The sequence below is a fragment of the Paenibacillus sp. FSL K6-1566 genome, from assembly GCF_038050475.1.
Lineage (GTDB): Bacteria > Bacillota > Bacilli > Paenibacillales > Paenibacillaceae > Paenibacillus_AQ > Paenibacillus_AQ lactis.
This window is the reverse complement of the sequence record NZ_JBBOSR010000001.1, coordinates 2,545,456-2,572,265: the sequence shown is the minus strand read 5'-3', so window position 1 is coordinate 2,572,265 and position 26,810 is coordinate 2,545,456. Positions and strand designations below refer to the sequence as shown.

The following is a 26,810-nucleotide window of genomic DNA, read 5'->3' as shown; positions in this document are numbered from 1 at the left end:
AGAGCACACTGTCAACTTCTTCATATTTGGCCCCTCCCTTCAAGATAATGGAATTCCGACAGGTTACGTTCATTATAGCGAAATCCGTGCCCGAAGTACACATGAGTGATTGAGACGGCTTGCTCGGGATCAACACATGTGCCATGCATGGTTCATGAAACGAATGTGGCGGCTCTTTCAAGAAATTGTACTTCCACCCCCAATAATGCATCGATTGCCCGCACAAAACAAAAACAGCACGCCCGCTAAGGACGTGCTGCTTGTCTATCTTCCGATATTTCTGAATTTCTGCGTATAGGCTTTAGCATCCTGGGCCGTGCGCACGCGATTGCGGCTCCATTCCAGCAGAATCCGGTCGATGTAGCGGAAATGCAGCTTTCCGGCAAACACCGCTTCCTTCAAGGCCAGCAGGATCAGCTCATCCGGATAACGGTCCGCATCCACCCACCCGGAAATCGTCTCGAGTTCCATCGGAGACAGCGGGCGGCCGAACTCCTTCTCGAAAATGGTGAACAGATTGCGCTCTTCCTTCTCCGGAACCGTCCGGGCTCCTGCGGGATCCATCGGCGCGGACCCTCCCCGGCCCGAGAGCGGGGACTGCGGTTTGATACGGTCCGGCTGAGGGGTCATATCCTCTTCGGCCATGCAATCCGCCAGCTTCTTGTACAACCCGTTCAGGTTGTACCGCTCATAATGGATTCCTTGCGCTCCGTCGACGTACTCATCGATACCGAGCAGCCCATCCTTCATGAGCCGCTGCAGGCTGGGCGCGATCGACGCGGCCGGAATGCCGGTTACATCCGACAGCTCCTCCAGGGACGGAAATGCCTTGAATTCGACCTGCTGAAATCCGATCAAATGGATCAGCAGCATCGCCTCCCGGTCCGTCAGGCCCAGCTTCCGGTAGTGGCGAAGGAGTGAATACGGAATAATCGCCATGCCCTGGCTCATTCCCGCTGCCGCGCCATCGGCCCACGATCCCCGGTTGCCTCCGGCGTTGCCGTGATCCATAGACTCACCTCTCACGGCTTATGGATACAACCGATACAATGTTCTTGGGAACGGAATCGTTTCACGCACATGATCCAGACCGCAGATCCAGGCTACCGTCCGCTCCAGTCCAAGCCCGAAGCCGGAATGTGGAACCGTTCCGTATTTACGCAGATCCATATACCACTGATAGGTGTCCATCGACAGGTCATGCTCCTTGAAACGCTCTTCCAGCAGCTGCGGATCGTCGATCCGCTGCGAACCGCCGATGATCTCGCCATAGCCTTCCGGGGCGATCATGTCCGCGCACAGCACGACTTCCGGACGGTTCGGATCCGGCTTCATGTAGAAAGCCTTGATGCCGGCCGGATAATGCGTAATAAAGACCGGCTTATCGTATTTTTCGGCAATGGCCGTCTCATGCGGCGCGCCGAAATCCTCACCCCAAGGAATATCGAAGCCTTGCGTGTGCAGGAATTCGATGGCCTCGTCATACGTAATCCGCGGGAACGGAGCCTGGATCGCTTCCAGCTTGGAAATATCGCGGCCGATCGCCTCCAGCTCCTGGCGGCAGTTTTTAACGACCGATTGCACGACATGAGCGATGAACTGCTCCTGTACCTTCAGACTCTCCTCGTGATCCGTGAAGGCCATTTCCGGCTCGATCATCCAGAACTCGATCAGGTGACGGCGGGTTTTGGATTTCTCTGCCCGGAATGTCGGACCGAAGGAATAGACCTTGCCGAGCGCCATGGCGGCCGCTTCCATGTACAGCTGTCCGCTTTGCGTCAGGTAGGCATCCTCGTCGAAATACTTCGTATGGAACAGGTTCGTCGTTCCTTCCGCGGATGTCGGCGTCAAAATCGGCGGATCCACCAGCGTAAATCCGTTCGTATCAAAGTACTCCTGAATCGCACGGATAATTTCCGAGCGGATGACCATAATCGCGCGCTGCTTCTGCGTACGAAGCCACAAATGGCGATGATCCATCAGGAAATCGACGCCGTGTTCTTTAGGCGTAATCGGATAATTCTCTGTCAGATGGATGATTTCGATGCCCGTTACCGTCATCTCATAACCGGATTGGCTGCGGGGCTCCTCGCGGATCACGCCCGTTACATAGAGCGAGCTCTCCTGCGTCAGGCTTTTTGCATCATTCCATACCTGCTCGGACACTTCATTCTTAACGACTACGCCTTGAATATATCCGGTACCGTCCCGAAGCTGCAGGAATTGAATCTTGCCGCTGGAACGCTTGTTGTTAATCCAGGCGCCGATGGTTACCGTCTCACCGACATGCTGGCTGACGTGACGAATCACACTTTTGGTGGCCATGCTAAAATCTCTCCCTTTATCACTGCGAATTAACGGTATAAAGCTTGTACGATACGATGCGTATCCCGAGCGATAACCAATTCCTCATTGGTAGGAATGACAAGCACCTCGACCTTTGAATTCGCCGTGGAAATGCGGCGAGGCTCGCCGGAACGAATGCTGTTCAGCTCCTCATCCAATTCTACGCCGAGATAGGTAAGCTGCTCAAGCACCTTTTTGCGGAGGACGATCGAGTTTTCCCCTACGCCTGCCGTAAATACGATGACATCCACGCCGTTCATTGCCGCAGCGTAGGACCCGATATATTTACGGAGCCGGTACTCGTACATGTTGAATGCCAGAGTCGTATTCGGCTCGCCTTTTTCCATGCCTTCCGTAATTTCGCGCATATCGCTGCTGATTCCGGAAATCGCGAGCAAACCGCTGTGCTTGTTCAGCATCGAGTTCACTTCATTGACGGTAAGCTCTTCCTTATTCATGACAAAAGGAACGATGGCAGGATCCAGGTCGCCGCTGCGCGTCCCCATCATCAAGCCTTCAAGCGGCGTCATCCCCATCGATGTATCGACCGACTTCCCGCCGTCTACGGCAGTCAGCGAAGCCCCGTTGCCAATGTGGCAGGTAATGATCTTGAGCTCCTCGATCGGACGGTTCAGAAACTCGGCTGCCGCTTGGCTGACATAAGCATGGGACGTACCGTGCGCACCGTAACGACGTACTTTATATTTATTATAAAGAACTCTCGGGATAGCGTACAGGTATGATTTTTCCGGCATCGTCTGATGGAAGGCGGTATCGAACACAACGACCTGCGGTACGCCCGGCATATTCGTTTCCGCTGCGCGGATCCCCATCATGGAAGCGGGATTATGAAGCGGAGCCAGGTCGAAGAGGCGGCGGATTTCCGCCTTGACTTCGCTGTCCACCAGGGCCGATTCCTTGAAGGACTCGCCGCCGTGGACGACCCGATGGCCGACGGCCTGAATGCTGTCGATGGATTCGATGACGCCATGCTCTTCGTTCGTCAGCATGCCGAGCACTTTGCGGATCGCGGTCGTATGCTCCAATATTTCACTGACCTCGGTCACTTCCTGTTTCCCGGTCGGCTTATGGGTCAGAATCGAGGAATCCATCCCGATCCGCTCCACCAGGCCTTTGGCCAGCACGGATTCATCCATCATGTTGTACAGCTGATATTTAAGCGAGGAACTGCCCGCGTTAATTACGAGAATATTCATATCCGGTCACCATCCTTGTCGTACTTGAAAAAGCCCTCGCCGGTCTTCACGCCAAGCTGTCCGGCACGCACCATCTTCTTAAGCACGATGGACGGACGGTATTTCAGCTCGCCGTATTCGCGGAACATGCGTTCCAGCGCGGCAAGAATGGAGTCAAGACCGAAACGGTCCGCCATCTCGAGCGGCCCGTGCTGGAAGTTGTAGCCGATTCGCATCGCGTCGTCGATATCCTCCGCGGACGCAACGCCTTCCTGTAGCAGATGCAGCGCTTCGTTGATCATCAGCGTAATCATGCGCGTCGTTACGAAGCCCGGAGATTCATAGACCATGATGCCCTTCTTGTCAGCCACTTCCTCGACAAAACGCTTCGTTTCGGTAAACGTCTGTTCGGACGTTTTCAAGCCGCGAATAATTTCAACGAGATCCACCTTGGATACGGGATGAATAAAGTGCATGCCAATAACACGCTCCGGATATTTCGTGGAGCTGGCAAGCTCCGTCAAGCTGAGCGTGGATGTATTGCTCGCCAAGATGACATTGCTCGGACATACTTGGTCAAGCTGTTCAAATACTTCTTTTTTTGCATCCAAATCTTCTATAATCGTCTCGATGACCATATCGCAGGTGCCAAGCTCCTTGATATGCGTCACTTTCTGAATCCGGCTAAGTATAAGTTTCTTCTCCGCCTGCGTGATGCCCCATTTCTCCAGCTGTTTATCCAGACTGGTTTCGATCATGCGGTATGAATAGTCCAATCTCTCTGGAGATTTCTCAACGAGCAGCACGTCGAGCCCTTTGGCGGCGAGCATTTCCGCAATGCCCTGCCCCATCGTACCGCCGCCGACAACGCCGATTTTTTTGAAGTACATGGTTTCTACTCCACCCTTTCCTTATCTCTATACAGTATTGTACCCCTATTTGTCGAAAAATGCATTTTTAGAGGTTGTCCAAAAAATCGTCTTTTGATCACGAAGTGATTCAAGAAGAAACTCGGCATCGAATCTTGAATTCAGCCGGGCTTAAGTAGCAGCTTCCGAAGCATGTTTTCTGCGAAAACATTTCAGGTGCTCACGTACCCAGTACGTACGCTCCGCTCCTCAATCCCTAGCTTCTTCCAACCTTCTTGGTGCTGAAAACCCGATTTTTTTGAACATGCATTTTTAGAGCACAAAATATAATAATATCTTAGCATGAGAAAAAAGTAAAAAAAAATAACCAGCATAACAAATTATGCTGGTAAAAGCGCGTTTTCACGAAATTGACAACGAAATTGCTCTCCGGACAAAATTTCCTCTTTCATCAGGATGTCAAGCGAATTGTCGAATATCGCCCGATTCCGTTCCAACAGACTTTTCGTCCGGGACATGAGCTCTTCTAGGATCATATTATTCTCGCGCATCAATTCCTCGGTCGTAACCATATTCATGTTGATGATGCCAAGCGAGGTTAAGCCGGATTTCATCATCGTCTCCACAATGTTAAGCGATTGCTCAAAGTCATTGCTGGAGCCGGTGCTCCGACCGCCGTAATAGATTTCTTCCGCGGCAGCTCCGCCAAGCGCGATCATAATCTGCTCTTCCAGGAACGATTTCGTATAGAGATACTGCTCCTGCTGCGGATTGTGACGCACATAGCCAAGAGCTTTGCCGCGGGGGCTGAGCGCCACCTGCTTCACGCTGCCGGGGCGTACGAGCTCCGCCATAATGGCATGACCCAGCTCATGGATCGCCACCCGCTTCTTCTCTTCGATATTGGATTCGCGGTCTGACCGCTCACCCATCATGACCTTATCGATGGCCATGGACAGATGGCGCTGGTGAATGAATTGCTCATTCTCGCGCATCGTGTAAATCGCCGCTTCGTTCATGACGCTTTCCAGCTGGGCGCCCGAGAAGCCGTACGCTTCCTCGGCGATTTTCTCAAGGTCCACATCCTCATGCAGCGGTTTGTTGGCCGCATGCAGTCTTAGAATATGGGCTCGTCCCTTCTTATCCGGCAGATCCACCTGAATATGGCGGTCAAATCTTCCCGGACGAAGCAGGGCGCTATCCAGCATCTCCTTGCGGTTCGTGGCGGCGATGACGAGAATACGCGGCGCCTCGGTCGAATAGATCCCATCCATTTCGGTAAGCAGCTGGTTCAGCGTCTGATCATATTCGCGCTGCTGACCGCCTTCACGCTTCCCACCGATGACGTCGATCTCATCGATAAAGATAATTGCGCTCTGTTTATTCTCCTTCTCGGCCCGGGTGCGGGCATCCTTAAACAAATCCCGGATGCGTCCGGCTCCGACGCCGACGTACATTTCAACGAATTCGCTGCCCGATGCAGCCACGAATACGGAATTGGTGTAATGGGCGGCCGCTCTGGCCATGAGCGTCTTCCCCGTCCCCGGAGGACCGGTGAGAAGAATGCCCTTGAGCGGACGGATTCCGAATTTCTTGATATCTTCATGACGGATCAGAAAATCAAGCGCCTCCCGAAGCTCCTGCTTGGCATTGTCCTGCCCGCCGATCTCCTCAAAGGTCAGCTTCGAGGGGCCCGCTTTCTTGCGTTTGCGTTCATTTCCTGCTCCGACGGCGATCCCGCCTCTCATCTTCGCGATGAACAGCAATCCGCCTACGAGAGCAACCGCGATGATAACCGGCACGATATTCACCCCGATAAAAGCCAGAAATACCAGCAATACCGGGACAAAGCCGATCGCTACTTCTTTCGTCCATTTAGGCATGGCTCCACACCTCCATTGTTCCGGGCTGACGCGGCAGGATGATGAATTTACCAGATTTTCCATCCGACAGGCTGATGTAGACATTGTTGTCGTCGATCGTCGCTTTTGCGCTCAGATTCGGCGTACCGGCGGCCAGCCGATCCAGGGATTTCTGGATGTTGGTGTATTGCTTGTTATCCATTGCCTCAGCAACAGACAGCATCGCCTTTTCCCACCACTCGTCCAACGCCTCCGAGGAGTGGTCCTCGACTTGAATTTTAAGCTCCCGGCTGCCGATCACGGATTTGCCTTCACGCTTGATGTGTTGAACTAAGCCCTGCAAATTCGTGTCCGGAGCCAAATCGAGTTTCAAAGATACGGCATCCTGTTTAATATCTATATGAGAACTTTTCACGCCTTCATATTGAGAAACAACATCGGCCAGCGGACTCTGGACAGCGAAACGCTGATATAGAAACCATCCGCCGAAGAGCACCAATGCCGAAATGACAACCGTCAGCATGATAGGGACAATTCGTAGTTTCATGAAGTGCCTCCTTCAGTAGTAGTAATTTGTAGATTAGAATAAATCACATTTATATACAGTATCATATGCTATGACTAATAGATCGTTTTCTGTCTAATGAGTACAACAATGAGTATATCACATAATCTATACTTTTTCATGCCTTCCTGTGAAAATATTAAGAACAGTTTTTCCATATTTTTCAGACAGCGCTTACAAACCCAAAACAAAGAGGCTTCCTTGTACAATCGCGTACAAGAAAGCCTCTTTCCTGTATAACTGATTTATTGATTTGGAAGAATAATGTCCTCTCCGATCGCCTGTCCGTCCTGGAAGCGATAGAAGCGATAACCTAATTGGCCCTGATTCTCATATTGGAGCTGCCATGTATACTCGCCTTCATACATCACGGGGAGCAGCCGCTTGATCACAGCACCCGGCATCTCATTGCGAATCTGCTCGCGCATCTGCTCCTCGGACAATCCGCTGCTGAGCAGCACGGCCTGAACCGCATCCTTGCCTTCAACAGGAAGGTTATCATCCGTAAACTTCACCCAGACCATGATCTGATGCTGGTCCTGATTCGTTCCCGTGATGACCCAATAATTGTTGTTCTCGCCCCATACCGATTTGTAGGTCTTATCCTTCGTCACCAGGCCGCCATGCTGGCGAGCGGCTTGCACCGCCAGGCTCTCCTCATTCCACGTGTCCTTCATGACATAGGAATAGTACAGCTGCACGCATAGCAGCGCCAGCAGCAGCCCGGATATACTAAGCAAAATCCACTTTGTTCTCTTTTTCAAACCGTCTGATCCTCCCCCTTAATCTGCCCTAAAGGGTCGAAAGACGCTCGAATGAACGCTGGGCTTCACGGCGGATCCGTTCCTCATCCAGCGTGAGGCAGGAGCCGTGCTTAACCACCTGCTTGCCGTCAACCCATACATGCTCCACATCCTTGGCGGAGGCCGAGTAAATTGAATGCGAAATGTAGTCCGTGCGCGGCAGGAAATGCGCTTGATCGGTATCCAGTGCGATCATGTCCGCCTTCATCCCGACGGCCAATCTGCCTACGTTATCAAGAAATGCCGACCGTGCTCCATACTCGCTTCCCATTCGAAGCGCTTCGGCTGCCGGAATAGCCGTCGGATCGCCGCTGACGCCCTTGTGGATAAGGGCGGCCAGGCGCATTTCTTCGAACATGTCCAGGTTGTTATTGCTCGCTGGTCCATCGGTTCCTAGGGACACTGTCACACCTGCTTTCAACAGCTCGGGAACACGCGCAACACCGCTGGCCAGCTTCAGGTTGCTGCCGGGGTTATGGGATACCGCGACATCATGCTTAGCCAATATTTCAATCTCTTCGTCCGTCAAATGCACCGCATGCGCAACCAGCGTCGGACGCGAGAACACGCCGAGCTTCTCCAGATGGGCCACCGGACGCTGTCCGTAGTCATTCACATTCTGCTGCACTTCGGCTGCCGTTTCGGACATATGGGTATGAATCGGCAGATTCAAATCATGCGCCGCTTGAACGAATTTCTCAATGAAGTCTGGCGGGCAGGTGTAAGGCGCATGCGGCGAAATCATCGTCGTAATCCGGCCCTCCGCCTGACCGTGCCAGTCCTTTGCAAAGGCAATCGCCTCATCCAGCTTCTGCTTCTGTACTTCCGGAGGACACAGCCCGATGACGCCTCTTGTCAGCACTCCCCGCATTCCGGAGTCTTGGACAACCTTGGCGACCTGATCCATATGGTCATACATGTCAACGAAGGTTGTCGTACCGCCCTTCAGCATCTCGAGCACCGAGAGCGAAGTGCCCCAAAATACATCGTCGGCCGTAAACTTCGCTTCCATCGGCCACATTTTCTCCTGCAGCCAAACTTGCAGGGCCAGATCATCGCCAAAACCGCGAAGCAGCGACATGGCTGCATGTCCATGCGTGTTGACCAGCCCTGGAAGGAATAACAGATGCGTTCCGTCCATCACCTGGGTTTCTGCATCGACCTGAGGCTCCTCTTCCCCCAAATACGTGATGCGGTCGTCCTCCACAACCATATACCCGCGGAGAACCGGCTGTCCTTCCTGAAGCACGGCAAATGTTCCGTTCTTAACCATCCACTTCGTTGTCATGCTGCGCATCCTCCTTCCCATTGTCCAAATAGTAAGCCAGACTTTGCAGATCCGTCGTAAAATCCGCGGTGTGAATGCGGATATGAGGCGGCGCCTTCAGAATCGTCGGGGCAAAATTCAAAATCGCCTCGATTCCGGCGTTGATCAGCTGATTGGCTACGTTTTGCGCTTCAAAATCCGGTACCGTAATGATCCCGATTCGAATGCCGTATTCCTGGACCGTCTTGTCCAGCTCTTCCATCGGCTGCACCGTCAAGTTATTGATCTTCAGCCCGATTTTCGGAGGGTACGAATCGAAAATCGCCACAATCTTCATATTATCTTTCAGAAACGCGTTGTAATTGGATAGCGCATGTCCGAGATTGCCCGCACCCACCAGCGCAACGTTGATCTTCTGGTCCAGCTTCAAGATTTGGCGGATTTTCTCAATGAGATAGGAGACATCATACCCGATGCCCTTCCGGCCGAAATCCCCGAAATAGGCCAAATCCTTGCGGATTTGGGCCGGGTTCAGGTCGAGCTTCTGCCCAAGCTCCTGTGAGGAGACGGTGGACACCTCCCGCTTATGAAGCTCATTCAAATAGCGCAAATAGACTGGCAATCTGCGGACTACGGCCTCTGAAATTTTATCCGATTTCATGCATGCTCCCCCTATTAATAGGATGATAGTTCATCGCTTCCAATATAAAGCCTTGCTCCCCTTTAGGTTCACTCTTTTTCATTCTCCCTTTCCTCGAGCCACTGCGCAATACGGGGGACGATCCCCTCGGTCGGCATATGCTCCATTTTCGGTCCGGGCAGGGAATACAAGAAGTATTTTCCATAATACGATTCGATTACCCGGGTATCGTAGACGATCACGATTCCCTTATCGTGGGCGGTCCGAACAAGCCGCCCGAAGCCCTGCTTGAAGCGGATGACCGCTTGCGGCACCGACAGCTTCATGAACGGGTTCTTCTTCTGCTGCTGCAGCAGCTCGCTCTTCGCCTCGACCAGCGGATGGTTGGGCGGCTGGAACGGCAGCCGGACAATCGCCAGGCAGGTCAGCGCTTCTCCGGGAATGTCAACACCCTCCCAGAAGGAGCTGGTCCCGAGCAGAACCGACGCGCTGCTATCCTGGAACCGGCGTATCAGCTTCGTACGGCTCGTACCATCCATTCCCTGACCAAGCACCGTAATATCGCTGGCAGCCAGCGCTTCCTTCAGCGGCTCGTGCACCTGACGAAGCATCCGGTACGACGTAAACAGGACGAGCATACGACCTTGGGTCGCTATTGCCGCTTCAGAGAGCGACTTCACAAGCGTATCCACAAATACCGCATCCCCCACGGAGCCCTTCACGCTTGGAAAATCCCGCGGAATGACAAGAAGCGCCTGCTCCCTGTAATTGAACGGGGACGGCAGCTGAACCGTGTTCAGATTCCCTGCGTCCGCCGCCTCCTGGAGCCCTAGATTATCGATCATGAATTGAAACGATTTATCGACCGACAGCGTCGCCGATGTCAGAATCACGCTCCGCTTCTTGTCAAAAAACAATTCCTTCAAATGCTTGCTCACATCAACGGGCACGGCGTAGAGCTGCAGCGACTTGCTGCGGAAATTGCCGTTGGCCTCCATCCAGTATACGGTTCCTTCGTCATTCAGAGCCATGAAGGACCGCAAATCCTCGCGATGCGCAGCCAGATCCTTAAACAAGCCCGACAGGTCAGTCAGCAGGCTGTCCGCACTGTAATCGTCAAGCTCTTCCTTCATCTCGGCGATCAGCTTGTCTCCCTTGCGAACGACGTCTCCCAGCGTCACGTGAATCTGCTGTTCCAGCTCGGCGAGCGCTCCCCAATCCTTCGGCTTCTTCGCAGGCGAGAGCCGCAGCGTATATTGCCCTGCATCTCCAGGAGAAGCATCGCCGCGTTCCGGAAGCAGCCCGAACAGCTGGTCGCTGAGTCGGTCCCAAGTTTCTTTCACCGTGATCAGATCAGGATAGATCCGGTCGATGACCGCCGACCATTCCCCGGATTTCTCATGGGGAGAAGCCTGGAGCAGCTGCCGCAGCGCAGGGAGCTGCCCGCTTCGGCTGTCCTTGTATAGACGCGTCAATGTATGAACCACCGTAAAATATTTCATCTGCAGCCCGAGATGCTTGCCGGCCACATCCTCCAAATGATGGGCTTCGTCGATGACGAGCCGCTCGTAGCTCGGAAGCATTTGGTGGTTCGCTTTTACATCGGTAAACAGCTTGGAATGATTCGTGATGACAACATCCGCAATGCCGGCCTCATGCTTCGCCCGATGGTAGTAGCACTTGCGGAACCACGGGCAGCCTCGTCCAAGGCATGAATCGGAATCGCTGGCGATCGTTTCCCAGAAATCGCCTCCGCGGCCGCCGAGATTCAGCTCCTCATCATCGCCGCTTTCGGTCTGTGTGAGCCATACCAGCATTTGGGCCGCCGTAATGACGTCCTCCTTCGGCGAATGAAAATCTCTCCTATTTATTTTATGTTCAAATTTTCTCAAACACAAATAATGACCTCTTCCCTTAAAGATGGCTGCTTTAAAAGGGAACGGCACTACCTGGGTAAGCAGAGGAATGTCGCGGTCTCGAAGTTGTTCCTGCAGGTTGATCGTATGCGTGCTGACCATCACCTTCTGCTCCTGCTTGACGCTTTGGTAAATGGACGGGAGCAAATATCCGAGCGATTTTCCAGTACCGGTGCCGGCTTCGATCAACAGATGCTTGTCCTCATCAAGCGCCTGCATCACTTCCTGGAACATGATGTCCTGCGCATCCCGGCTCTCATATTGTGGAAGCACTTCCTTCAAACGTCTCCGAACCTCATCCATATACTCATCAAAGCTCATGTTCGCCAGCGGATTGGGCTCCGCTTCATCGCGGACCGGAGCGATGTCCGTCCAATCCTCAACGCCTAATGCGAATTGGCGGTAGTAGGTATGAATGCTACCATCCTGGACGGCCTGCATCTCGCGCTCCACACGGATGCCGTCAAAGAACCAGGCCAAATCGCTGTCCTCTTCCGCAAACAGATCGCTCAGCCGCTGGATGGTCAGCAGAGGAAGCTCATCGATCTCCTCCAGGCATTTCAGCAGCACATTCGCTGTGGCAAGCGCATCGCTGTCCGCTTGGTGCGGACGGTCATGCTCGAGGCCGAAATGCGAGGAAACCATGCCGAGCTGATAAGATGGCAGCGAGGGGAAGCATATTTTCAAAAAGTGCATCGTATCTAAAATCCGGCCGCTGAACGGTAAATAACCGCAGCGATCCAGCGCGTTTTGCAAAAAGTTAAAATCGAAAGCCACATTGTGCCCGACCAGAACCACATCGTCCAGCATGGGCACGAGCTCCATCATCATTTCCTCCAAAGACGGCGCATCGGCTACATCGCTGTCGGAAATTCCGGTCAGACCGGTAATAAACGGAGGAATCGGAATCCCGGGATTGACGTACGTGCCGTACACGCGGGAGATGCCCCGATCCTCTTCGATGATGGCCAGCCCGACCTGGATAATTTCATCGGCAGACTGGTTGCCCGTGGTTTCAAAATCCAATACGGCAAATTTCATTTCGTTAAAATCCCTTTCTTCCAGACTAATTAACAGCATACCAGAAGTTGCGGCTTTTGAACATTCCGGCATACAGAATACCGGCTCCTCATGACCCGGACTCCTGCATGGAATTCACATTTCTGGCATGTCCCTAGAGGCATTCAGTACTTCTATAACAACGGCAAAAAGCGATGCTGAACAGCTCATTCCCTGAGCCTTAGCATCGCTTCTTGTTCAGACTGCTGCTTACAGCAGCGAGATCAGCTGACTGCCGTACTGCAGATCACCCCGGTTTTTCTTGCAAACCTCTAGATTGATTATCGGGTCGGGTAATGTCGGGTCGCTGTGAATCGCAAGGGTAAAACATTCCTCTGCCTTCGCCTGGCATCCGTTTAAGGCTTGAATGCAGCCGAGCGCGTTATACACCATGGCCCGCAGCTTCCGGTCTTCAGCCATCGGCAGGATGGACATGAGCACGTCGGATGCCTGGGAAGTCTCCCCCAAGTGAAGTTGGGATAATGCAATGTACAGCTTGATCAAGAGACTATCCGGATACACGGCTGCAGCGAGCTTGAACTGCGCGATCGCCGGCTCAAACATCAGCAGCTTATAATACCCTTGTCCCCGGATGAAGGCATCATGCTGCAGCTCAGGCGCCTCGGTCGGCGGAAAAACCGGAGGAGATACGGCATTTTCGCGGAAGACGGCCATCCGTTCCTCGAAACGGAGCCATTCCTCAATAATGCCGTCGCTCATGCTCTTCAGCATATTCCAGTTTTGTACAAGCGCCTGCTTTTTAGGGCCATTTGCGGTAGGGTAATGCTTCACAATTTCATCTAACATGTTGTTCATTTCGGCGAATACATGTTGAAACATAGCGTGCATCCCACCCTTAGCGAAAAAATGAGATCAGTGCGTCGACCTGAACTCATTTTTTGTAGAAGTGGTCCTTTTCATCCCTTTGCGTTCCCGACACATTTTGGTCATTACAGCACAGCTGCGTGTACTTCCCGGTATGAAGTCGTTACAGGCTTATTGTTCTCGTCAACGATTACGACCGTCGGCGTATGGTTCTCATATTCCTCTTTGGACATCATGGCATAAGAAATAATGATGACGTTGTCCCCCGGCTGCACGAGCCGTGCCGCAGCTCCGTTAAGACAAATCACGCCGCTGCCGCGCTCTCCTTTAATGACATAGGTCTCCAGACGGGCGCCATTGTTATTATTCACGATTTGAACCTTTTCATTCTCCAGCAAATCTGCCGCTTCCATAAGATTCTCATCGATGGTAATGCTGCCCACATAGTTCAAATTCGCTTCCGTTACGGTCGCACGGTGGATTTTGGATTTCATCATCGTTCTAAACATGGGAATCCCCCACTTTCGGTTGAATTAACGCATTATCGATCAGGCGCGTACGGCCGAACCGCACAGCGAGCGCCATAATGACTCCACGATCTGTCCCTAAAGCCTGCTCAGAATCCGCAATAGGAGAAAGCTCCGGGAACGTGAGCACTTCGGCGTAATCGATGTCGGCCAGCGGCGACTGCGTAATATGCTCCCGAAGCATCGTACGAATCTCGCCTGCCGTCACCTCGGGGTTCTGCTCAATTATCGCCTGCGCCGCCTTCAGGGAGCCGGACAAGACGAGCGCCTGCCTCCGCTCTTCCGGGCTGAGATAAACGTTGCGGGAGCTTAGGGCGAGACCGTCTTGTTCGCGAATAATCGGGCAAGGAACGATGCTCACGTCCATGTTCAAATCCCGAACCATCTGCTCAATGACGGCTACCTGCTGGGCATCCTTCATCCCGAAGAAGGCATAGGCCGGCTTTATGATATGAAACAGCTTGGATACAACGGTAGTCACCCCGTCAAAATGCCCCGGACGCGAAGCGCCGCAGAGCAGCGAGGTAATCTCCGCAACAGTTATCTTCGTTTTCGTTGGCTGCGGATACATTTCCTCAACGGACGGGATGAATACGGCATCCACCCCTTCTGCTTCCGCCAAGGCAAGGTCCCGCGCTTCATCTCTCGGATAGGTCTCATAATCCTCGCCCGGTCCGAACTGGATCGGGTTGACAAATATGCTGACAACGACCGTTCCGCACATTTCCCGGGCCTTGCGCATCAGACTGGCGTGTCCTTCATGCAGATAGCCCATGGTCGGTACAAGTCCGACGGCTCCGCTTCCTTCGTGTTGTCTTGCTTGGATAAATGCTCTTGCTTCCGCTATGGTGCGAATGACGTTCATGAAGTGCCCACCTTTTCCTTATTGCCGCCGTAGAGCGCCGGTTCGGAGGCTTGCTTATTCTCGGATTTGAATACATGCTCCTCGGCCGGGAACGAGCGGTCCTTGACTTCTCTTACATATTGAGCGATTCCGTCACGGATGACGGATCCGATGTCCGCGTAAGTTTTGACAAACCGTTTGTCACGGTAGGGGGAAGCGTATTTCAATATATCATGGTACACAAGCACCTGACCGTCACAATATCGGCCGGCGCCGATCCCGATAGTCGGAATGCTCAATGCTTTCGTAATTTCGGCTGCGGCCTCTTCTGTGACAAGCTCCAGCACGACCGCAAATGCGCCGGCTGCTTCGAGCGCCTTGGCATCGTTCATCAGCCGCTTGGCATCCTCGGCGTCCTTGCCTTGAATCCGGTAGCCGCCGATCTGGTTGACCGACTGCGGAGTCAGGCCGATGTGACCGAGCACGGGCACGCCCGACTGAACGATCCGTTTGACGGTATCGGCGATTTCAGCGCCGCCTTCGAGCTTGACGGCATGTGCATGTCCCTCCTGCATGAGTCTGCGCACGCCTTTCAGGCTTTCGTCGATTCCCCCGTGATACGTCATAAACGGCATATCGGCAACGATGAACGTATTCTCCGCACCGCGGGCTACAGAACGCGTATGGTACACCATGTCATCCAGCGTAACCGGAATCGTTGAATTGTAGCCCAGAACGACGTTGCCGAGGGAATCCCCGACCAGAATCATATCGATATCCGCCTCTTCCGCCAGCTTTGCGGACGGGTAGTCGTATGCGGTCAGCATGCTGATCGGCTTGCCGTCCCGCTTCATATTCCTCATCTTAACAATGTTCAATGGTTGCTTGCCTGTCATTGTGACACAGCCTCCCTGTCGTAAAAGTATAAGCACAACAAAAAAACCTTTTAGCACAGCTTGCTAAAAAGGTCCGAAAGGCAAAAAAGAGTCACTCGCGATCGTCCCTTCTGTCTCGGTCCTTTCGGCTCAGAGCAGAATCCAACGTAACCGGCATAACAGTTATGAAGGTGTTCTAAAATAATGCATGATTCCTAATGCTACTTGCCAAGAGTGCAGCTCGCAATCGATCGCGATACCGCCTCTGGCTATAGTATAACAAAGTCCGAAAATTTTTTCACCCTGTTTGATTTACCTGGTATTGAAAAGAATTTCGCCGGAGTACACCGGAACCATTTCACCTGCGTCGCTGCGCACCATAAGGGCGCCGTCCTTATTCAAGCCGGTAGCTGTTCCCGTGAAATCGCCTTGCCCCGACTGTACCCGGACTTCGCGCCCGACCGTGCCCGACAGCGCCTCCCATGCGGAGGCGATAGGCTCAAAACCCTGCTCATTATATAATTCGTAGAGAACTTCCATTTCCTGCATGATCGTTTGAATCAGCTCTGTCCGGTTGACGACGTTCCCGCCAGCCATCCTTACCGAAGTCGCCACGCTTCGCAGCTCCTCCGGAAAATCGGTCTCCTTCAGGTTTACGCTGATCCCGATTCCCGCTACGCAATAACGGATCCGCCCGTCCTCCGCGGTGGATTCCAGCAGAATGCCGCAAACCTTCTTGCCTTCATATAAAATATCGTTAGGCCACTTGATTTGTGTCTGCACACCCGCTGATTTTCCGATTGCGCGGCATACCGCCACCCCCGTGAGCAGGGTCAGCTGCTGGGTTAAATGCAGCGGCTGCTTCGGTCTCAGGATCAAGCTCATCCAGATGCCCTTGCCGCGGGGCGAATGGAATTTGCGCCCCATCCGGCCGCGCCCGCCGGTCTGCTCTTCCGAGATGATGAGCGTACCTTCAGGCGCGCCTGCCTCCGCCAACTCCCGGGCATCCTCCTGCGTCGATACGGTTCGGTCCAGCAGCTTGATCTGCTTGCCGAAAGAGCGGCTCTTCATTCCGGCTCCCAGCAGCTGTTCATCCAGCACGTCGGGCTCGTCCACCATACGGTAGCCGAGCCTCGGCAGCGCTTCGAACTCATAGCCGAGGCTTCGCAGCTTGTTGATCTGTTTCCATACCGCCGTCCGGCTGATGGACAGCCTGCGGCTGATTTCTTCTCCCGACAGGAACTGACCGGGGTGCTCCTGAAACATACGGAGCAAGGAATACCCTTGATCATGATCCTTCATGATTCATTACCACCCGCTTTGCTTCATCAATCAACGATTCTTTATCATTGTTAATCTGGCCGGCCGCTGCAAGAAGCAGCAGCTGCCCGAGCAGCTCGCCAAGCCATGGGCCGCCGCGTTTGCCTAGCGCCTGAACCAGCTCATTGCCGGTCACTGCCAAATCCTTCAGGCTCTGGATCTGCATCTCCTCCAGCCATTCGGCAAGCTGCCTGTTTGCAGTCTCCGCCGTCGCTGCGGCACCGGAATGATGTAGCGCCTGCTGCAGTCGCAGCCAGCCTCCAGCCGACGCCTTCCCATGGGTGAGCACAAGGCGAACCCATGGAAGCTTATCCATTCCATCTTTATCGGCTCCGGTGATTTTAAGCCACTCTTCTTGAATGGACATCAGACTCACGATTTCCTGCCGCTGCTTGTTGGAGAACGTCCATCCCCGCAGCAGCTCATCTGCGGCTTGGGATCGGATATCGCAAGCCAGCAGGAGGAGCGACCAACGGATGTACGCATGCTCCGGGTCAATGAGCGGGATCGCCGATAACATGCTGTCATCATGGCCGGTATAAGGGAACGGCGCCTTCATCCTTGAATAAAGCCCGCTGCGGACGAACATGCTCAAGCCCCGCAGCGGCGAAGGACCGGTCATGATTTTTTCAAATTCGCTCCGGATCCGTTCCATGGCGATAAAGCTCAGCGTATCTCTCTCCGCAAGGATCCCCTTCCACGTTCGCGGCGCGATCGAGAAGCCGAATACCGAAGCGAACCGAATGCAACGGACCATGCGGAGCGCGTCTTCCCGAAAGCGCAAGGATGCTTCGCCAACGCAGCGGATCCTGCGCCGGTCGATATCCGCCCGGCCGCCGAACGGATCCACCCATGTACCGTCGAGCCCGATCGCCATCGCATTCATCGTAAAATCCCGCCGTCTTAGATCTTCCTCGACATCTCCGACAAAGGCCACCTCCGTCGGATGACGGTGATCCTCGTATCCGCCTTCGATCCGGAAGGTCGTTACCTCAAAGGCCTCCCCTTCCATCAGAACCTTCACCGTTCCGTGCTGGATGCCGGTCGGAATGACTTTGGGGAACAACGAGGCCGTTATCTCCGGCCGGGCAGAGGTCGTGATGTCCATATCGCTGACCCGGCGGCCCATGTACTCATCGCGAACGCAACCGCCGACCCAATAAGCCTCATAGCCATGCTGAAGCAGCGTCCGGATGACTTCCGCGCTCTGATCCGCCATCGCCTGATCCGCATATTGCCATTGTATTGATTTCTGCCCATTTCTCATGATTTGACGTTCCTTCTTTATCCGAAAAATAGACGAGAGGATCTGAGCTTCAGCCGCATATCGGCTTCAGCTCGTTAACCTCCCGCCCCAATACTCGGTAATAGATTTGCTCATACTTGCCGCGAATCAACTCATTGCAGAACATCGTTGTGGCGCGCTGCAGGCAAGCCTTGCGCATCCGTTCCGCAAGCTCCGCATCTTTGAATATGGTAAGCACATGCTCCGCCATCGCCGCCGTATCGCCGATCGGGGCCAAGAAGCCCGTCTCGCCGTGCGTAACCAGTTCTGGAATCCCTCCGGCCGTAGAGCCTACCGTCGGCACGCCGCAGGCCATCGCCTCCAGTGCAACGAGGCCGAAGCTTTCCTTCTCGGATGGAAGCAGCAGCACATCGGCCATGGAGATGACATGCGCTATTTCGTCTTGCTTGCCGAGGAAATGAACCTTATCTTCCAACCCCATCTCCTTAATGCGGCATTGGATCTTCGGAAGCTCCGGCCCTTCCCCTACCAGCAGCAGCTTCGCAGGCATGTTCTGCTGGACCCGATCGAATATATCCAGCACGTCCCCTACCCGTTTAACCGGGCGGAAGTTGGAGATATGCATCAGAACCTTCTCCGCCGGGTTGGCGTAATCCCTTCGGAGCGATTCCGAATGTCGTGGGTAATACACTCTCGGATCAACGAAATTATAGGTCAGATCGATGTCGCGGGTAATGTCGAGCAGCTCCCTTGTCTCCCGGATCAGATCCTCCGAAACCGCCGTTACGGCATCGCTCTCATTGATCGCCAATCGGATCAAGTCCTTCAGCGATTCGTCTTGGGCCAGCACCGTAATATCGGTCCCGTGAAGCGTTGTTACGACTTTAAGCTGGTCCCCCACCATCTGCTTCGCGAGGAAAGCGCAGACGGCATGCGGAACCGCGTAATGAACATGCAGCACGTCAAGCTGCTGCATGTTCGCCACCTGCGCCATCTTGGTCGCCAGCGACAGATCATAAGGCGGGTACCGGAATACATAATAATCGTTTACTTCTACCTCATGATAAAAAATATTTTTATGAAAGGAGCCTAAACGAAACGGAATGCTGTGTGCTATAAAATGAACCTGATGGCCTTGCTCCGCCAGAAGCTTCCCAAGCTCCGTCGCCACCACGCCAGACCCGCCCAATGAAGGATAGCAGGTAATCCCTATTTTTAATGGTTGCTGTTTCATATAAGGCCTCCTTCAACGTCACCTTCTGTATATTATGCCTGTTTGGAGCCGAATAGATGAACGGTATACGGACTTTTCGAGGCAAAGCCTTCCGCATAAGGAATAAGGCTGCGCGCGCCCAATAACGAATCCCTGGCCCGCACACGTTCGATATAACCCTCGGTTAACGGAGTGGACACCGCATTCTCGTCCGTCTTCTCAAATTGCGAGCGGTAGCAGGAGAGTGCCCGTTCCTTCGTCCCGTATTGCTCGGTCACGTCCACGATCAGATCCGTTCTGCCGATATCATTAATGAAGTAAAAATAGAGCTCGTCCACTTTGACTGGCGGAAGCTCAGGCAAATACCGCCGCAGCTTCGCATTAAACACCGCTTCCTCAACAAGCCGGCTGGCAGCCACGTGATCCGGATGGCGGTCTTCCCAGTACGGAGCAAACACGATGGACGGAGCATGCTTACGAATCTCGGCCGTTATCCTCTCGACATGCTCGGGCGTTGCGAATAAACCGCGATCCGGCAGTCCCAAGTTTGTCCGGACCTTAAGGTTCAGCACCTCGGCTGCTTGCTCCGCTTCCCCTCGGCGGATCTCAACCGTTCCATTGGACGACATCTCCGCCTGCGTCAGATCGCATATGCCGACAGACCGTCCTGCCGCGACATGCTTCGCGATCGTGCCGGCCATGCCGATCTCCGCATCATCCGCATGCGCGCCGAAGATTAAAATATCCAGCTTGTCGCTCATTGTCCGTCCACGCCCGGCTTATACTTGTGAACAAGCTCCCGCCATGCGAAATCTCCACGGTCCAGTGCTTTGACCAAAATTTCAGCCGTCGCCACATTCGTTGCAAGCGGAATTCCCTGGACATCGCACAAGCGAAGAAGCGCGTTAATGTCCGGTTCATGGGGCTGAGCCATTAAGGGATCGCGCAGGAAGATGATAAGATCCATTTCGTTGTCCGCCACGAGCGCCCCGATCTGCTGATCGCCGCCAAGCGGGCCGGAAGCGAAACGGTGAATGCTCAGCTCGGTCTGCTCCATAATGCGCGTACCTGTCGTGCCGGTCGAATATAGGTTATGGTCTTTAAAAACGCCCTCATAGGCGATAACAAAGTTGACCATCTCTTCTTTTTTACGGTCATGTGCGATAAATGCAATATTCATCTGATTTCTCCCCTATGTTAGTCGATAAAATGATCAAATCCATAGATTAATCCGGTATATCCCATTACCTTCTCGATTGCCATCTTCACGCCCGGCATATAGGCTGCACGCTCATAGGAATCGTGACGGATCTTCAAGCTTTGTCCGTAACCGCCGAATATGACCTCCTGCTGCGCAAATACGCCGGGGAGCCGCAAGCTGTGGATGCGGAAGCCTTTGTAATAACCGCCTCTTGCGCCTTCGATAACCTCTTCCTCTTTCGGATTGCCTTGCCGGATTTCCTCGCGGTTAGCGGCTATCATCTCGGCCGTCTTGATCGATGTCCCGGACGGTGCGTCCAGCTTCTGATCGCCATGCGTTTCGATGATTTCAACATGCGGCAGGTACTTGGCCGCTTGGGCGGCAAACTTCATCATCAGAATGGCGCCGATCGAGAAGTTCGGCGCGATCAAACCGCCGATTCCCCGCTCCTCGCACTGCTTGTCCAGCTCTTCGATCTGCTCCGGCGTGAAGCCGGTAGTGCCCATGACCGGACGGACACCGTGCTTAATTGCCAGCGCCGTATTGCTGTATGCGAACTGAGGCGCCGTAAAATCAACCATAACATCAGGCTTCGACTCCACCAGCGCCATTTCCAAATCCGACGTCACTGCAATACCGCAGGCCGGAAGACCTACCAGGGTCCCCGCATCCTTGCCCGCATCCGACCGCCCGACGGCAGCCGCCAGTTCAAGCTCGGGATCCTCCAGCACCAGCTTCACAACCTCTTTACCCATCCGGCCGCCGGCGCCGACAACGATTACCGATATTTTATCTGCCATTTTCATGTCCTCTCTTTCCGTCCGATGCCGGTTCTTGCAAATATGATCTCAGACGCTGCTTAAGCTCTTCCATAATATGCTGCAGACTGCTCTCCTGCGGATATAAAGCAATCACTTCCTTCAAGGTGGCAATGGCCATGGCATGCTCATTCAGCTCGCTATAAACGAGGGCAAGCCATACATAGGCCTGCGAGTGTAAGGGATCCATCGCGACAGCTGACTTTAGGTGCGAAACCGCCTGATACAGCTCCGACTTGGTGACATCCGTACGTCCCTCAACCATTCTTCTCGCCCTCTGAACCAGCTCAGCTGCCTTTATATGCTGCAAATGAAGGGTGTATTCAGGTTTGTCCGGCTGAAGCCGCACCGCTTCCTCCGCGTGGGAGATTGCCATTTCCAGTCGGTTGCTCCGGCCGTACGTGATCGAGCAGCGGTAATGAACCTCAGCATCCCCGGGATTGGCCTGGATCGCTTCCTCGAACCAGCGGAGCGCCTCTTCGAAATCATTTTGAAGTATGCATCGATAAGCTTTTTGTATATAAGTTTCCGATTTCACTGGCTGTCCCTCCCCCGCAGCGGGTTTTGGTACAGCATATGTAACAGCGGCCTAATCGGTGTTTATTTTCGTCCACCGGTCGGCGTCACGCGTCGTGAATTTGTGCATCACTTTATTATGGGCTTCGGTCAAATCAATGCCAAGCGAATTCGCGAAGCATATCGTGATAAACAAAATATCGCCAAGCTCGAGCTCAATGGAATTGTCCGCTTCTTCCGCTTTCTTCGGCTTCTCACCGAATTGGTGGTTAACCTCCCGTGCCAGCTCGCCAACCTCTTCCGACATCCGGGCCATCATGGACAACGGGCTGAAATAGCCTTCTTTGAATTGCGAGATGTAGCGATCGACTTCCTGCTGCATTTCAGCCATTGATTTTCCCAAGATCATTAACTCCCTTCAATGCTCGTTTTCTTCCAGGCTTTGCCCAATCTTCCCGAATCCGCCTCATTCCATGAAGGGATCCCTAGATTGTTTTAAACCTATGTTATCGTAAAGCGGTTTTGAAAACAAATATTTTTTATCCCTTCCCCGATCGGTACATACTAGTCGGGTTAATCTGGAAACCTGATCATATCGGAACATTACAGACCAGAATGCGAGGGGTAATATGAGATCAAGCAAATGGCTCGGGCAGCTTCAGTTGATCATCCCGATTATGTTCGGGACGGCGATCTATGCTTTCGGATTGCTGTACTTTATCATTCCGAACGAACTGATGGAAGGCGGCGTTACCGGCATTACCGTACTTCTTAATTATGCGTTTAATATCGCCCCCTCCATCTCTACGATGGTCATCAACATCCCGCTGTTTTTGCTCGGGATGAAAATTCTCGGCAAGCGCCAATCCATCTATACCGGGCTCGGAATCGCGTCCTTAACGCTGTTTCTCTGGCTGTTCGAGCTTCTGATCGACAAGGGCTGGATTCTCCCCTTCCGGACGGAGCATGATTATATTCTCGCCTCCCTTTACGCCGGAGTCACGCTCGGGGCAGGACTCGGGATCGTTTTTCGTTTTGGCGGAACGACCGGGGGCTCCGATATTATCGCCAGAATCGTTAACCGCAAATTTGGTTTTAGCATGGGGCAGGTGATCCTCAGTCTGGATATCCTTATCATCGGACTGTCCTTGTTTTTTATCCCGCTTGAACGAATTCTGTACACCCTGGTTGCCGTATTCATCGCTTCCAAGGTGATCGATTTTATCCAGGAGGGGGCATATGCCGCGAGGGCCTTTACCATCATCAGCGATCAAGCGGAGAAAATCGCCGATCGCATCACCGTTGACATGGAGCGGGGAGTTACATTGATCCCGGCGATTGGCGTATACTCCAAAAAAGCCAAGCACATCATTTACTGCGTCGTTTCCAGGCAGGAAATCAGGCGGTTGTCCGGGATCGTGAAGTCCATCGACCCGCAAGCATTTATGATCATAAACGATGTCAATGATGTGCATGGGGAAGGATTTAAAGAAGAATAGCCCGGCTTTCGCCGGGCTACTCTTGATTGCTTTCATTCAATCTGCCCCCGGCTCCCAGGCTTTTAAACCTTGGGCGGAAACAGCGGCTTCGTACTGTTCAGTTGTCCCTGGTATTTCCGGTACCCTGCAAAGGCTAATGCAGCCAGGATGATTGCGCCTATGATGACCTGCCAGGTCCACGGCTCCTTTACCTCGCCAAGCGGAGCCAGGGCAGGCTCATCCCTCTTTTTACCGAATAAGGTATTCACAAGTTCCTCCCCTTGCGGAACGATCCGCAAAACCCCCTCGGTATCGCCGGACGACACGAGTCCCCCCGCATAAGATAGCCAGGACTCGACCATATTGACTTCATCCGGCTTGCGCTGAATGATGACCGAAGGACGAATCAGCTCATAATGCCCCTGCAGGCTCTCGAATGCGCTCGCCATTCCCTCCTTATCCTGTTTACCCGCAAGCTCCCTCATCTTATCCAAGTCTTCTCTCACAACCTTAAAATACTGCAGCCACAGCGCGTCATTCGTATGGGTCAGGCTGTCCGCGGCCAACCGAAGCTTCCCCGCGGTCAACATCCAGTGCTGCGGATCCTGGGAGGCATGCGCAGTCGCTTCTTTCATTTCAATGATGCTCTCGGCCAGCACATGAATGCCTTCAACTCCGGCTATGCCCTGAAAGGAAGAGGACTCGAACAAGCCGGAGACTTTCCTGACCTGCTCCAAAACCGCCTGGATATTGCCCTCCTCAACGTAGCGGTACAGCAGCTCCACTTCCTTATTAAATGCCTTCGCTTGAATCGGGGCAGCAGGTGAGGTTTCGTCTGCATCATTAACAGCGGCTGACCCCGCCCATATCGGATTCCCCGTACCGATCGCTAATATGAGCAGAACAAGAACCGCAGGCACGTATCGGCTCAGTTTGGGCATGATTCGTAACATGGGACATCCCTCCTACCGTATATGTTATGGCAGGAGGGATGTCCATAGAACCCGAAAGGTGCCTTGGATTACATGCTCGATTTTTGCAATGCGTATTTCCTGGACAACCAAGCAGCAAGACCGCTAAACAGCGTAAGCAGATAGGTGAACAGCTCAACGGCCGACAAGTTGTCGTACAGCTGACCCGGCAGCCAAGGGAAAACGCCAAAAGAATAATCCACCGTATCGTTCAGGAATGTCCAAGCAATCGCCCCGGTAAGGGCGGTCCAGCGATAATGAAACAGCCTTACGAACAGGAGCGCTTCCACCGCCATCGCCGTATGGGATACGACCAGCATCCAGTCCTGCCACACCAGAACATCCCCTTGGGCTTGTCCCGCGAAGATGATCGCGACCGCCCAGATCCCGTACTTCACCGACGTAACGACCGCCAGCGCTTCGATCCATTGCTGCACCATCGCGCCTAAGGCCGTCCTAGGTGGATAAAGCAGCAGCAAGATCGCAATGCTGAAGAACAAGCTGGCCGTGGGACTGTCGGGCACGAAGATGACCTGCCAAATCTGGCCCCGGCTCAACGTGTCGGAAATTTGATGGCCATACCATATGTATCCATAAATCGTACCGAGCACATTGCATATCAGCAGCAGCCACAGGAACGGCCGTTTTCCGATGAATTCCCTGCTCCAAAAATATGATAGTGACAATCTCCGTCCCCCTCAAAGTGTTAACATACATTCGCAACTCGCGACTAACGGGTATTATAACCTATCTAACTCTCTTTTTCACCTGTCGCAGTTCGTTTCCGGTTCAACCGCACGGGATCATCAATGATAGCCTTTCAAAGAAAAAAACCTGACCGCAAGATGCGATCAGGTTCTGGCTTTGTACTATTCGGCCGCTTCAGCCTTCTGGCTTGCAAGCCATTCGGCCAATTGGTCGAGCTCCTCTTCCGTTACACCGGCATTAAGTGCAGTGTCTTTCATCGGAGGCATCGAGCCTTGACCTTTCTCGATAATGGCAACGATCTCTTCCTTTGTATGGGTATCACCGACACCGCGCAGCGATGGACCGGATGCTCCCTTCAGGTCAGCTGCGTGACATGAGATGCATGTAGCCGTCTTGAACGTCTCCATGGCCGGATTGTCCTTGTCGACAATCGCAACCACGCTGTCCTCAGGCTGCTTCGCATTCGAAGTCGGCAGGCCTGCGGCGTGCTTCTCTTCAGCCTCTTCTTCCCGCTGAATATGCTCAGGCTTCTGACCGGATTCTTTCAGCTCATGCTGATAGTGCGTCCATGCCGAGTTCGTCAGATAGACGATGGAAATCAGCGACAAAATCATGAGCGATGAAGCGATCGGACGCTTATAGAAGCGGCGTTCCTTGCCTGTATCCAGGAATGGCGCGAGCAGCAGTGAGCCGAATGCGATACCGGTCACGCCGATCGTTCCGAGCACCACATAATCGCCGGAAGCGTACGGAAGCTTCAAATACTCATAAAGGAACAAGAAGTACCAGTCAGGCATCGGGATTACAGATGCCCCCGGGTCAGCCGGATAACCGAGCGGCGCCGGCTCCGAGATGGTCAGCACTAAGAAACCGACCAGAACGACAACACCAACCATCCATTCCTTCAACAAGAAGTTAGGAATGAACGCTTCTGATTTGCCAGGGTAAGCGGTGTAATCCGGCGGTACGACCCAGCCGTTGCCCTTGCGTACACGGGAATCACCGACAAAAACAACTTTCTCATCAGATTTATGACCATGTGCCATAAATTTGCGCCTCCCTTCTTCTTATAGTGGTCCGGAAATACCCTGTCTGCGGATCATGATAAAGTGTCCTACCAGTAGGGCCAGGAGCACAGCCGGGAGGAAGAATACATGGATGGCGAAGAAACGTGTGAGCGTTTCGGCGCCTACAATGGTACCGCCCTGCAGCAATTCTTTAATGATCGGACCGAGCCAAGGCACGGAGTTCGCAATTTCGAGTGTAACCTTTGTTGCAAAGTAAGCTTTGTTATCCCATGGCAGCAGATAGCCTGTCAGGCCAAGGCCTAGCATAACAAAGAAAATAAGCATGCCGACTACCCAGTTCATTTCACGAGGCGCTTTGTAAGAGCCTGTGAAGAACACGCGCATCGTATGCAGGAACATCATGACGATAACCAAGCTAGCACCCCAGTGGTGCATACCACGGACGATTTGCCCGAAGGCGACCTGCGTCTGCAGATATTCAACACTGTTGTACGCGTTGATAATATCGGGCACGTAATACATCGTCAGGAACATTCCCGACAAAATCTGGATGACTGTGATGAAAAACGTCAAGCCGCCGAAACAGTACACAAACGCGGAGAAATGGTGTGCAGGGTTTACGTGCTCAGGGACCTCGTGGTCCGCAACATCTCTCCAAATCGGCGTGATATCGAGACGCTCGTCAATCCAGTTGTAGACATTCTTCAACATCCGAAT

General features: G+C 53.3%; 27 protein-coding genes. 1 reads left to right on the top strand and 26 read right to left on the bottom strand.

The window, feature by feature from the left end; translation table 11 throughout:
- Positions 1–264: 264 nt before the first annotated feature.
- The 22 genes from NST08_RS11225 to NST08_RS11120 form a co-directional block, all read right to left on the bottom strand.
- Entirely contained in the window at positions 265–1,011 is a 747-nt protein-coding gene (locus NST08_RS11225; RefSeq protein WP_007129870.1) for a DnaD domain-containing protein, read from the bottom strand.
- Positions 1,012–1,029: 18 nt separating this feature from the next.
- Positions 1,030–2,325: an asparagine--tRNA ligase gene (asnS, locus tag NST08_RS11220; RefSeq protein ID WP_341033804.1), complete on the bottom strand. Its 1,296-nt coding sequence runs from the start codon at positions 2,323–2,325 to the stop codon at positions 1,030–1,032.
- 29 nt (positions 2,326–2,354) lie between these two features.
- The gene (locus NST08_RS11215; protein ID WP_213615189.1) at positions 2,355–3,563 is read right to left on the bottom strand and encodes an acetate/propionate family kinase; all 1,209 of its coding nucleotides are present in this window, start codon (positions 3,561–3,563) and stop codon (positions 2,355–2,357) included.
- On the bottom strand, positions 3,560–4,432 hold the full coding sequence (locus NST08_RS11210) for a 3-hydroxyacyl-CoA dehydrogenase family protein (protein ID WP_007129867.1): 873 nt from the start codon (positions 4,430–4,432) through the stop codon (positions 3,560–3,562). Before NST08_RS11210 ends, NST08_RS11215 begins: the two co-directional genes overlap by 4 nt.
- A 359-nt stretch (positions 4,433–4,791) precedes the next feature.
- Positions 4,792–6,294: an AAA family ATPase gene (locus NST08_RS11205; protein WP_341341751.1), complete on the bottom strand. Its 1,503-nt coding sequence runs from the start codon at positions 6,292–6,294 to the stop codon at positions 4,792–4,794.
- Entirely contained in the window at positions 6,287–6,820 is a 534-nt protein-coding gene (locus NST08_RS11200; protein WP_007129865.1) for a hypothetical protein, read from the bottom strand. Before NST08_RS11200 ends, NST08_RS11205 begins: the two co-directional genes overlap by 8 nt.
- Before the next feature lie 263 nt (positions 6,821–7,083).
- Positions 7,084–7,602, bottom strand: coding sequence for a cell wall elongation regulator TseB-like domain-containing protein (locus NST08_RS11195; protein ID WP_341341750.1), 519 nt, complete (start codon positions 7,600–7,602; stop codon positions 7,084–7,086).
- Between the two features lie 28 nt (positions 7,603–7,630).
- A complete protein-coding gene (locus NST08_RS11190) occupies positions 7,631–8,929 on the bottom strand; it encodes an amidohydrolase (protein WP_007129863.1) in 1,299 nt (432 codons plus the stop codon).
- Entirely contained in the window at positions 8,907–9,569 is a 663-nt protein-coding gene (locus NST08_RS11185) for a redox-sensing transcriptional repressor Rex (protein ID WP_007129862.1), read from the bottom strand. The genes NST08_RS11190 and NST08_RS11185 overlap by 23 nt, the downstream gene beginning before the upstream one ends.
- 68 nt (positions 9,570–9,637) lie before the next feature.
- Positions 9,638–12,505, bottom strand: a complete 2,868-nt coding sequence (gene dinG / locus NST08_RS11180) for an ATP-dependent DNA helicase DinG (protein WP_210094617.1) — start codon at positions 12,503–12,505, stop codon at positions 9,638–9,640.
- A gap of 228 nt (positions 12,506–12,733) precedes the next feature.
- The gene (locus NST08_RS11175) at positions 12,734–13,363 is read right to left on the bottom strand and encodes a hypothetical protein (protein ID WP_007129860.1); all 630 of its coding nucleotides are present in this window, start codon (positions 13,361–13,363) and stop codon (positions 12,734–12,736) included.
- Between the two features lie 110 nt (positions 13,364–13,473).
- A complete protein-coding gene (gene panD / locus NST08_RS11170) occupies positions 13,474–13,857 on the bottom strand; it encodes an aspartate 1-decarboxylase (RefSeq protein WP_007129859.1) in 384 nt (127 codons plus the stop codon).
- Entirely contained in the window at positions 13,850–14,740 is an 891-nt protein-coding gene (gene panC, locus NST08_RS11165; protein ID WP_007129858.1) for a pantoate--beta-alanine ligase, read from the bottom strand. Before panC ends, panD begins: the two co-directional genes overlap by 8 nt.
- Complete coding sequence (gene panB / locus NST08_RS11160) at positions 14,737–15,615, bottom strand: 3-methyl-2-oxobutanoate hydroxymethyltransferase (RefSeq protein WP_007129857.1); 879 nt, start codon at positions 15,613–15,615, stop codon at positions 14,737–14,739. The genes panC and panB overlap by 4 nt, the downstream gene beginning before the upstream one ends.
- Before the next feature lie 291 nt (positions 15,616–15,906).
- Positions 15,907–16,896, bottom strand: coding sequence for a biotin--[acetyl-CoA-carboxylase] ligase (locus NST08_RS11155; protein WP_213615199.1), 990 nt, complete (start codon positions 16,894–16,896; stop codon positions 15,907–15,909).
- Positions 16,883–18,181 carry a CCA tRNA nucleotidyltransferase gene (locus tag NST08_RS11150; RefSeq protein WP_213615201.1) on the bottom strand — a complete coding sequence of 433 codons (1,299 nt, stop codon included), beginning with the start codon at positions 18,179–18,181 and terminating at the stop codon, positions 16,883–16,885. Before NST08_RS11150 ends, NST08_RS11155 begins: the two co-directional genes overlap by 14 nt.
- A 49-nt stretch (positions 18,182–18,230) precedes the next feature.
- A complete protein-coding gene (bshA, locus tag NST08_RS11145) occupies positions 18,231–19,394 on the bottom strand; it encodes an N-acetyl-alpha-D-glucosaminyl L-malate synthase BshA (protein WP_213615203.1) in 1,164 nt (387 codons plus the stop codon).
- A gap of 32 nt (positions 19,395–19,426) precedes the next feature.
- The gene (bshB1, locus tag NST08_RS11140) at positions 19,427–20,134 is read right to left on the bottom strand and encodes a bacillithiol biosynthesis deacetylase BshB1 (protein ID WP_007129853.1); all 708 of its coding nucleotides are present in this window, start codon (positions 20,132–20,134) and stop codon (positions 19,427–19,429) included.
- Positions 20,131–20,553 carry a methylglyoxal synthase gene (gene mgsA, locus NST08_RS11135; RefSeq protein WP_028403615.1) on the bottom strand — a complete coding sequence of 141 codons (423 nt, stop codon included), beginning with the start codon at positions 20,551–20,553 and terminating at the stop codon, positions 20,131–20,133. The genes bshB1 and mgsA overlap by 4 nt, the downstream gene beginning before the upstream one ends.
- 17 nt (positions 20,554–20,570) lie before the next feature.
- Positions 20,571–21,374: a 4-hydroxy-tetrahydrodipicolinate reductase gene (gene dapB / locus NST08_RS11130; protein ID WP_144871499.1), complete on the bottom strand. Its 804-nt coding sequence runs from the start codon at positions 21,372–21,374 to the stop codon at positions 20,571–20,573.
- A complete protein-coding gene (locus NST08_RS11125; protein WP_213615207.1) occupies positions 21,364–21,930 on the bottom strand; it encodes a tetratricopeptide repeat protein in 567 nt (188 codons plus the stop codon). Before NST08_RS11125 ends, dapB begins: the two co-directional genes overlap by 11 nt.
- 51 nt (positions 21,931–21,981) lie before the next feature.
- The gene (locus tag NST08_RS11120) at positions 21,982–22,317 is read right to left on the bottom strand and encodes a nucleotide pyrophosphohydrolase (protein WP_373872047.1); all 336 of its coding nucleotides are present in this window, start codon (positions 22,315–22,317) and stop codon (positions 21,982–21,984) included.
- A gap of 220 nt (positions 22,318–22,537) precedes the next feature.
- Between NST08_RS11120 and NST08_RS11115 the strand changes: the two genes are divergently transcribed.
- Positions 22,538–23,407 (top strand): YitT family protein, encoded by an 870-nt coding sequence (locus NST08_RS11115; RefSeq protein WP_213615209.1) that lies wholly within the window; start codon positions 22,538–22,540, stop codon positions 23,405–23,407.
- 62 nt (positions 23,408–23,469) lie between these two features.
- Here the strand turns inward: NST08_RS11115 and NST08_RS11110 are convergent, their stop codons facing one another.
- From NST08_RS11110 to qcrB, 4 genes are all read right to left on the bottom strand, one after another.
- Positions 23,470–24,339 (bottom strand): sporulation protein YpjB, encoded by an 870-nt coding sequence (locus NST08_RS11110; RefSeq protein WP_028403619.1) that lies wholly within the window; start codon positions 24,337–24,339, stop codon positions 23,470–23,472.
- A gap of 68 nt (positions 24,340–24,407) precedes the next feature.
- Positions 24,408–25,043, bottom strand: a complete 636-nt coding sequence (locus tag NST08_RS11105; RefSeq protein ID WP_028403620.1) for a DUF1405 domain-containing protein — start codon at positions 25,041–25,043, stop codon at positions 24,408–24,410.
- A 183-nt stretch (positions 25,044–25,226) separates the two neighbouring features.
- Positions 25,227–26,111: a menaquinol-cytochrome c reductase cytochrome b/c subunit gene (locus NST08_RS11100; protein ID WP_007129845.1), complete on the bottom strand. Its 885-nt coding sequence runs from the start codon at positions 26,109–26,111 to the stop codon at positions 25,227–25,229.
- A gap of 21 nt (positions 26,112–26,132) precedes the next feature.
- On the bottom strand, positions 26,133–26,804 hold the full coding sequence (qcrB, locus tag NST08_RS11095) for a menaquinol-cytochrome c reductase cytochrome b subunit (protein WP_006209500.1): 672 nt from the start codon (positions 26,802–26,804) through the stop codon (positions 26,133–26,135).
- Positions 26,805–26,810: the final 6 nt, after the last annotated feature.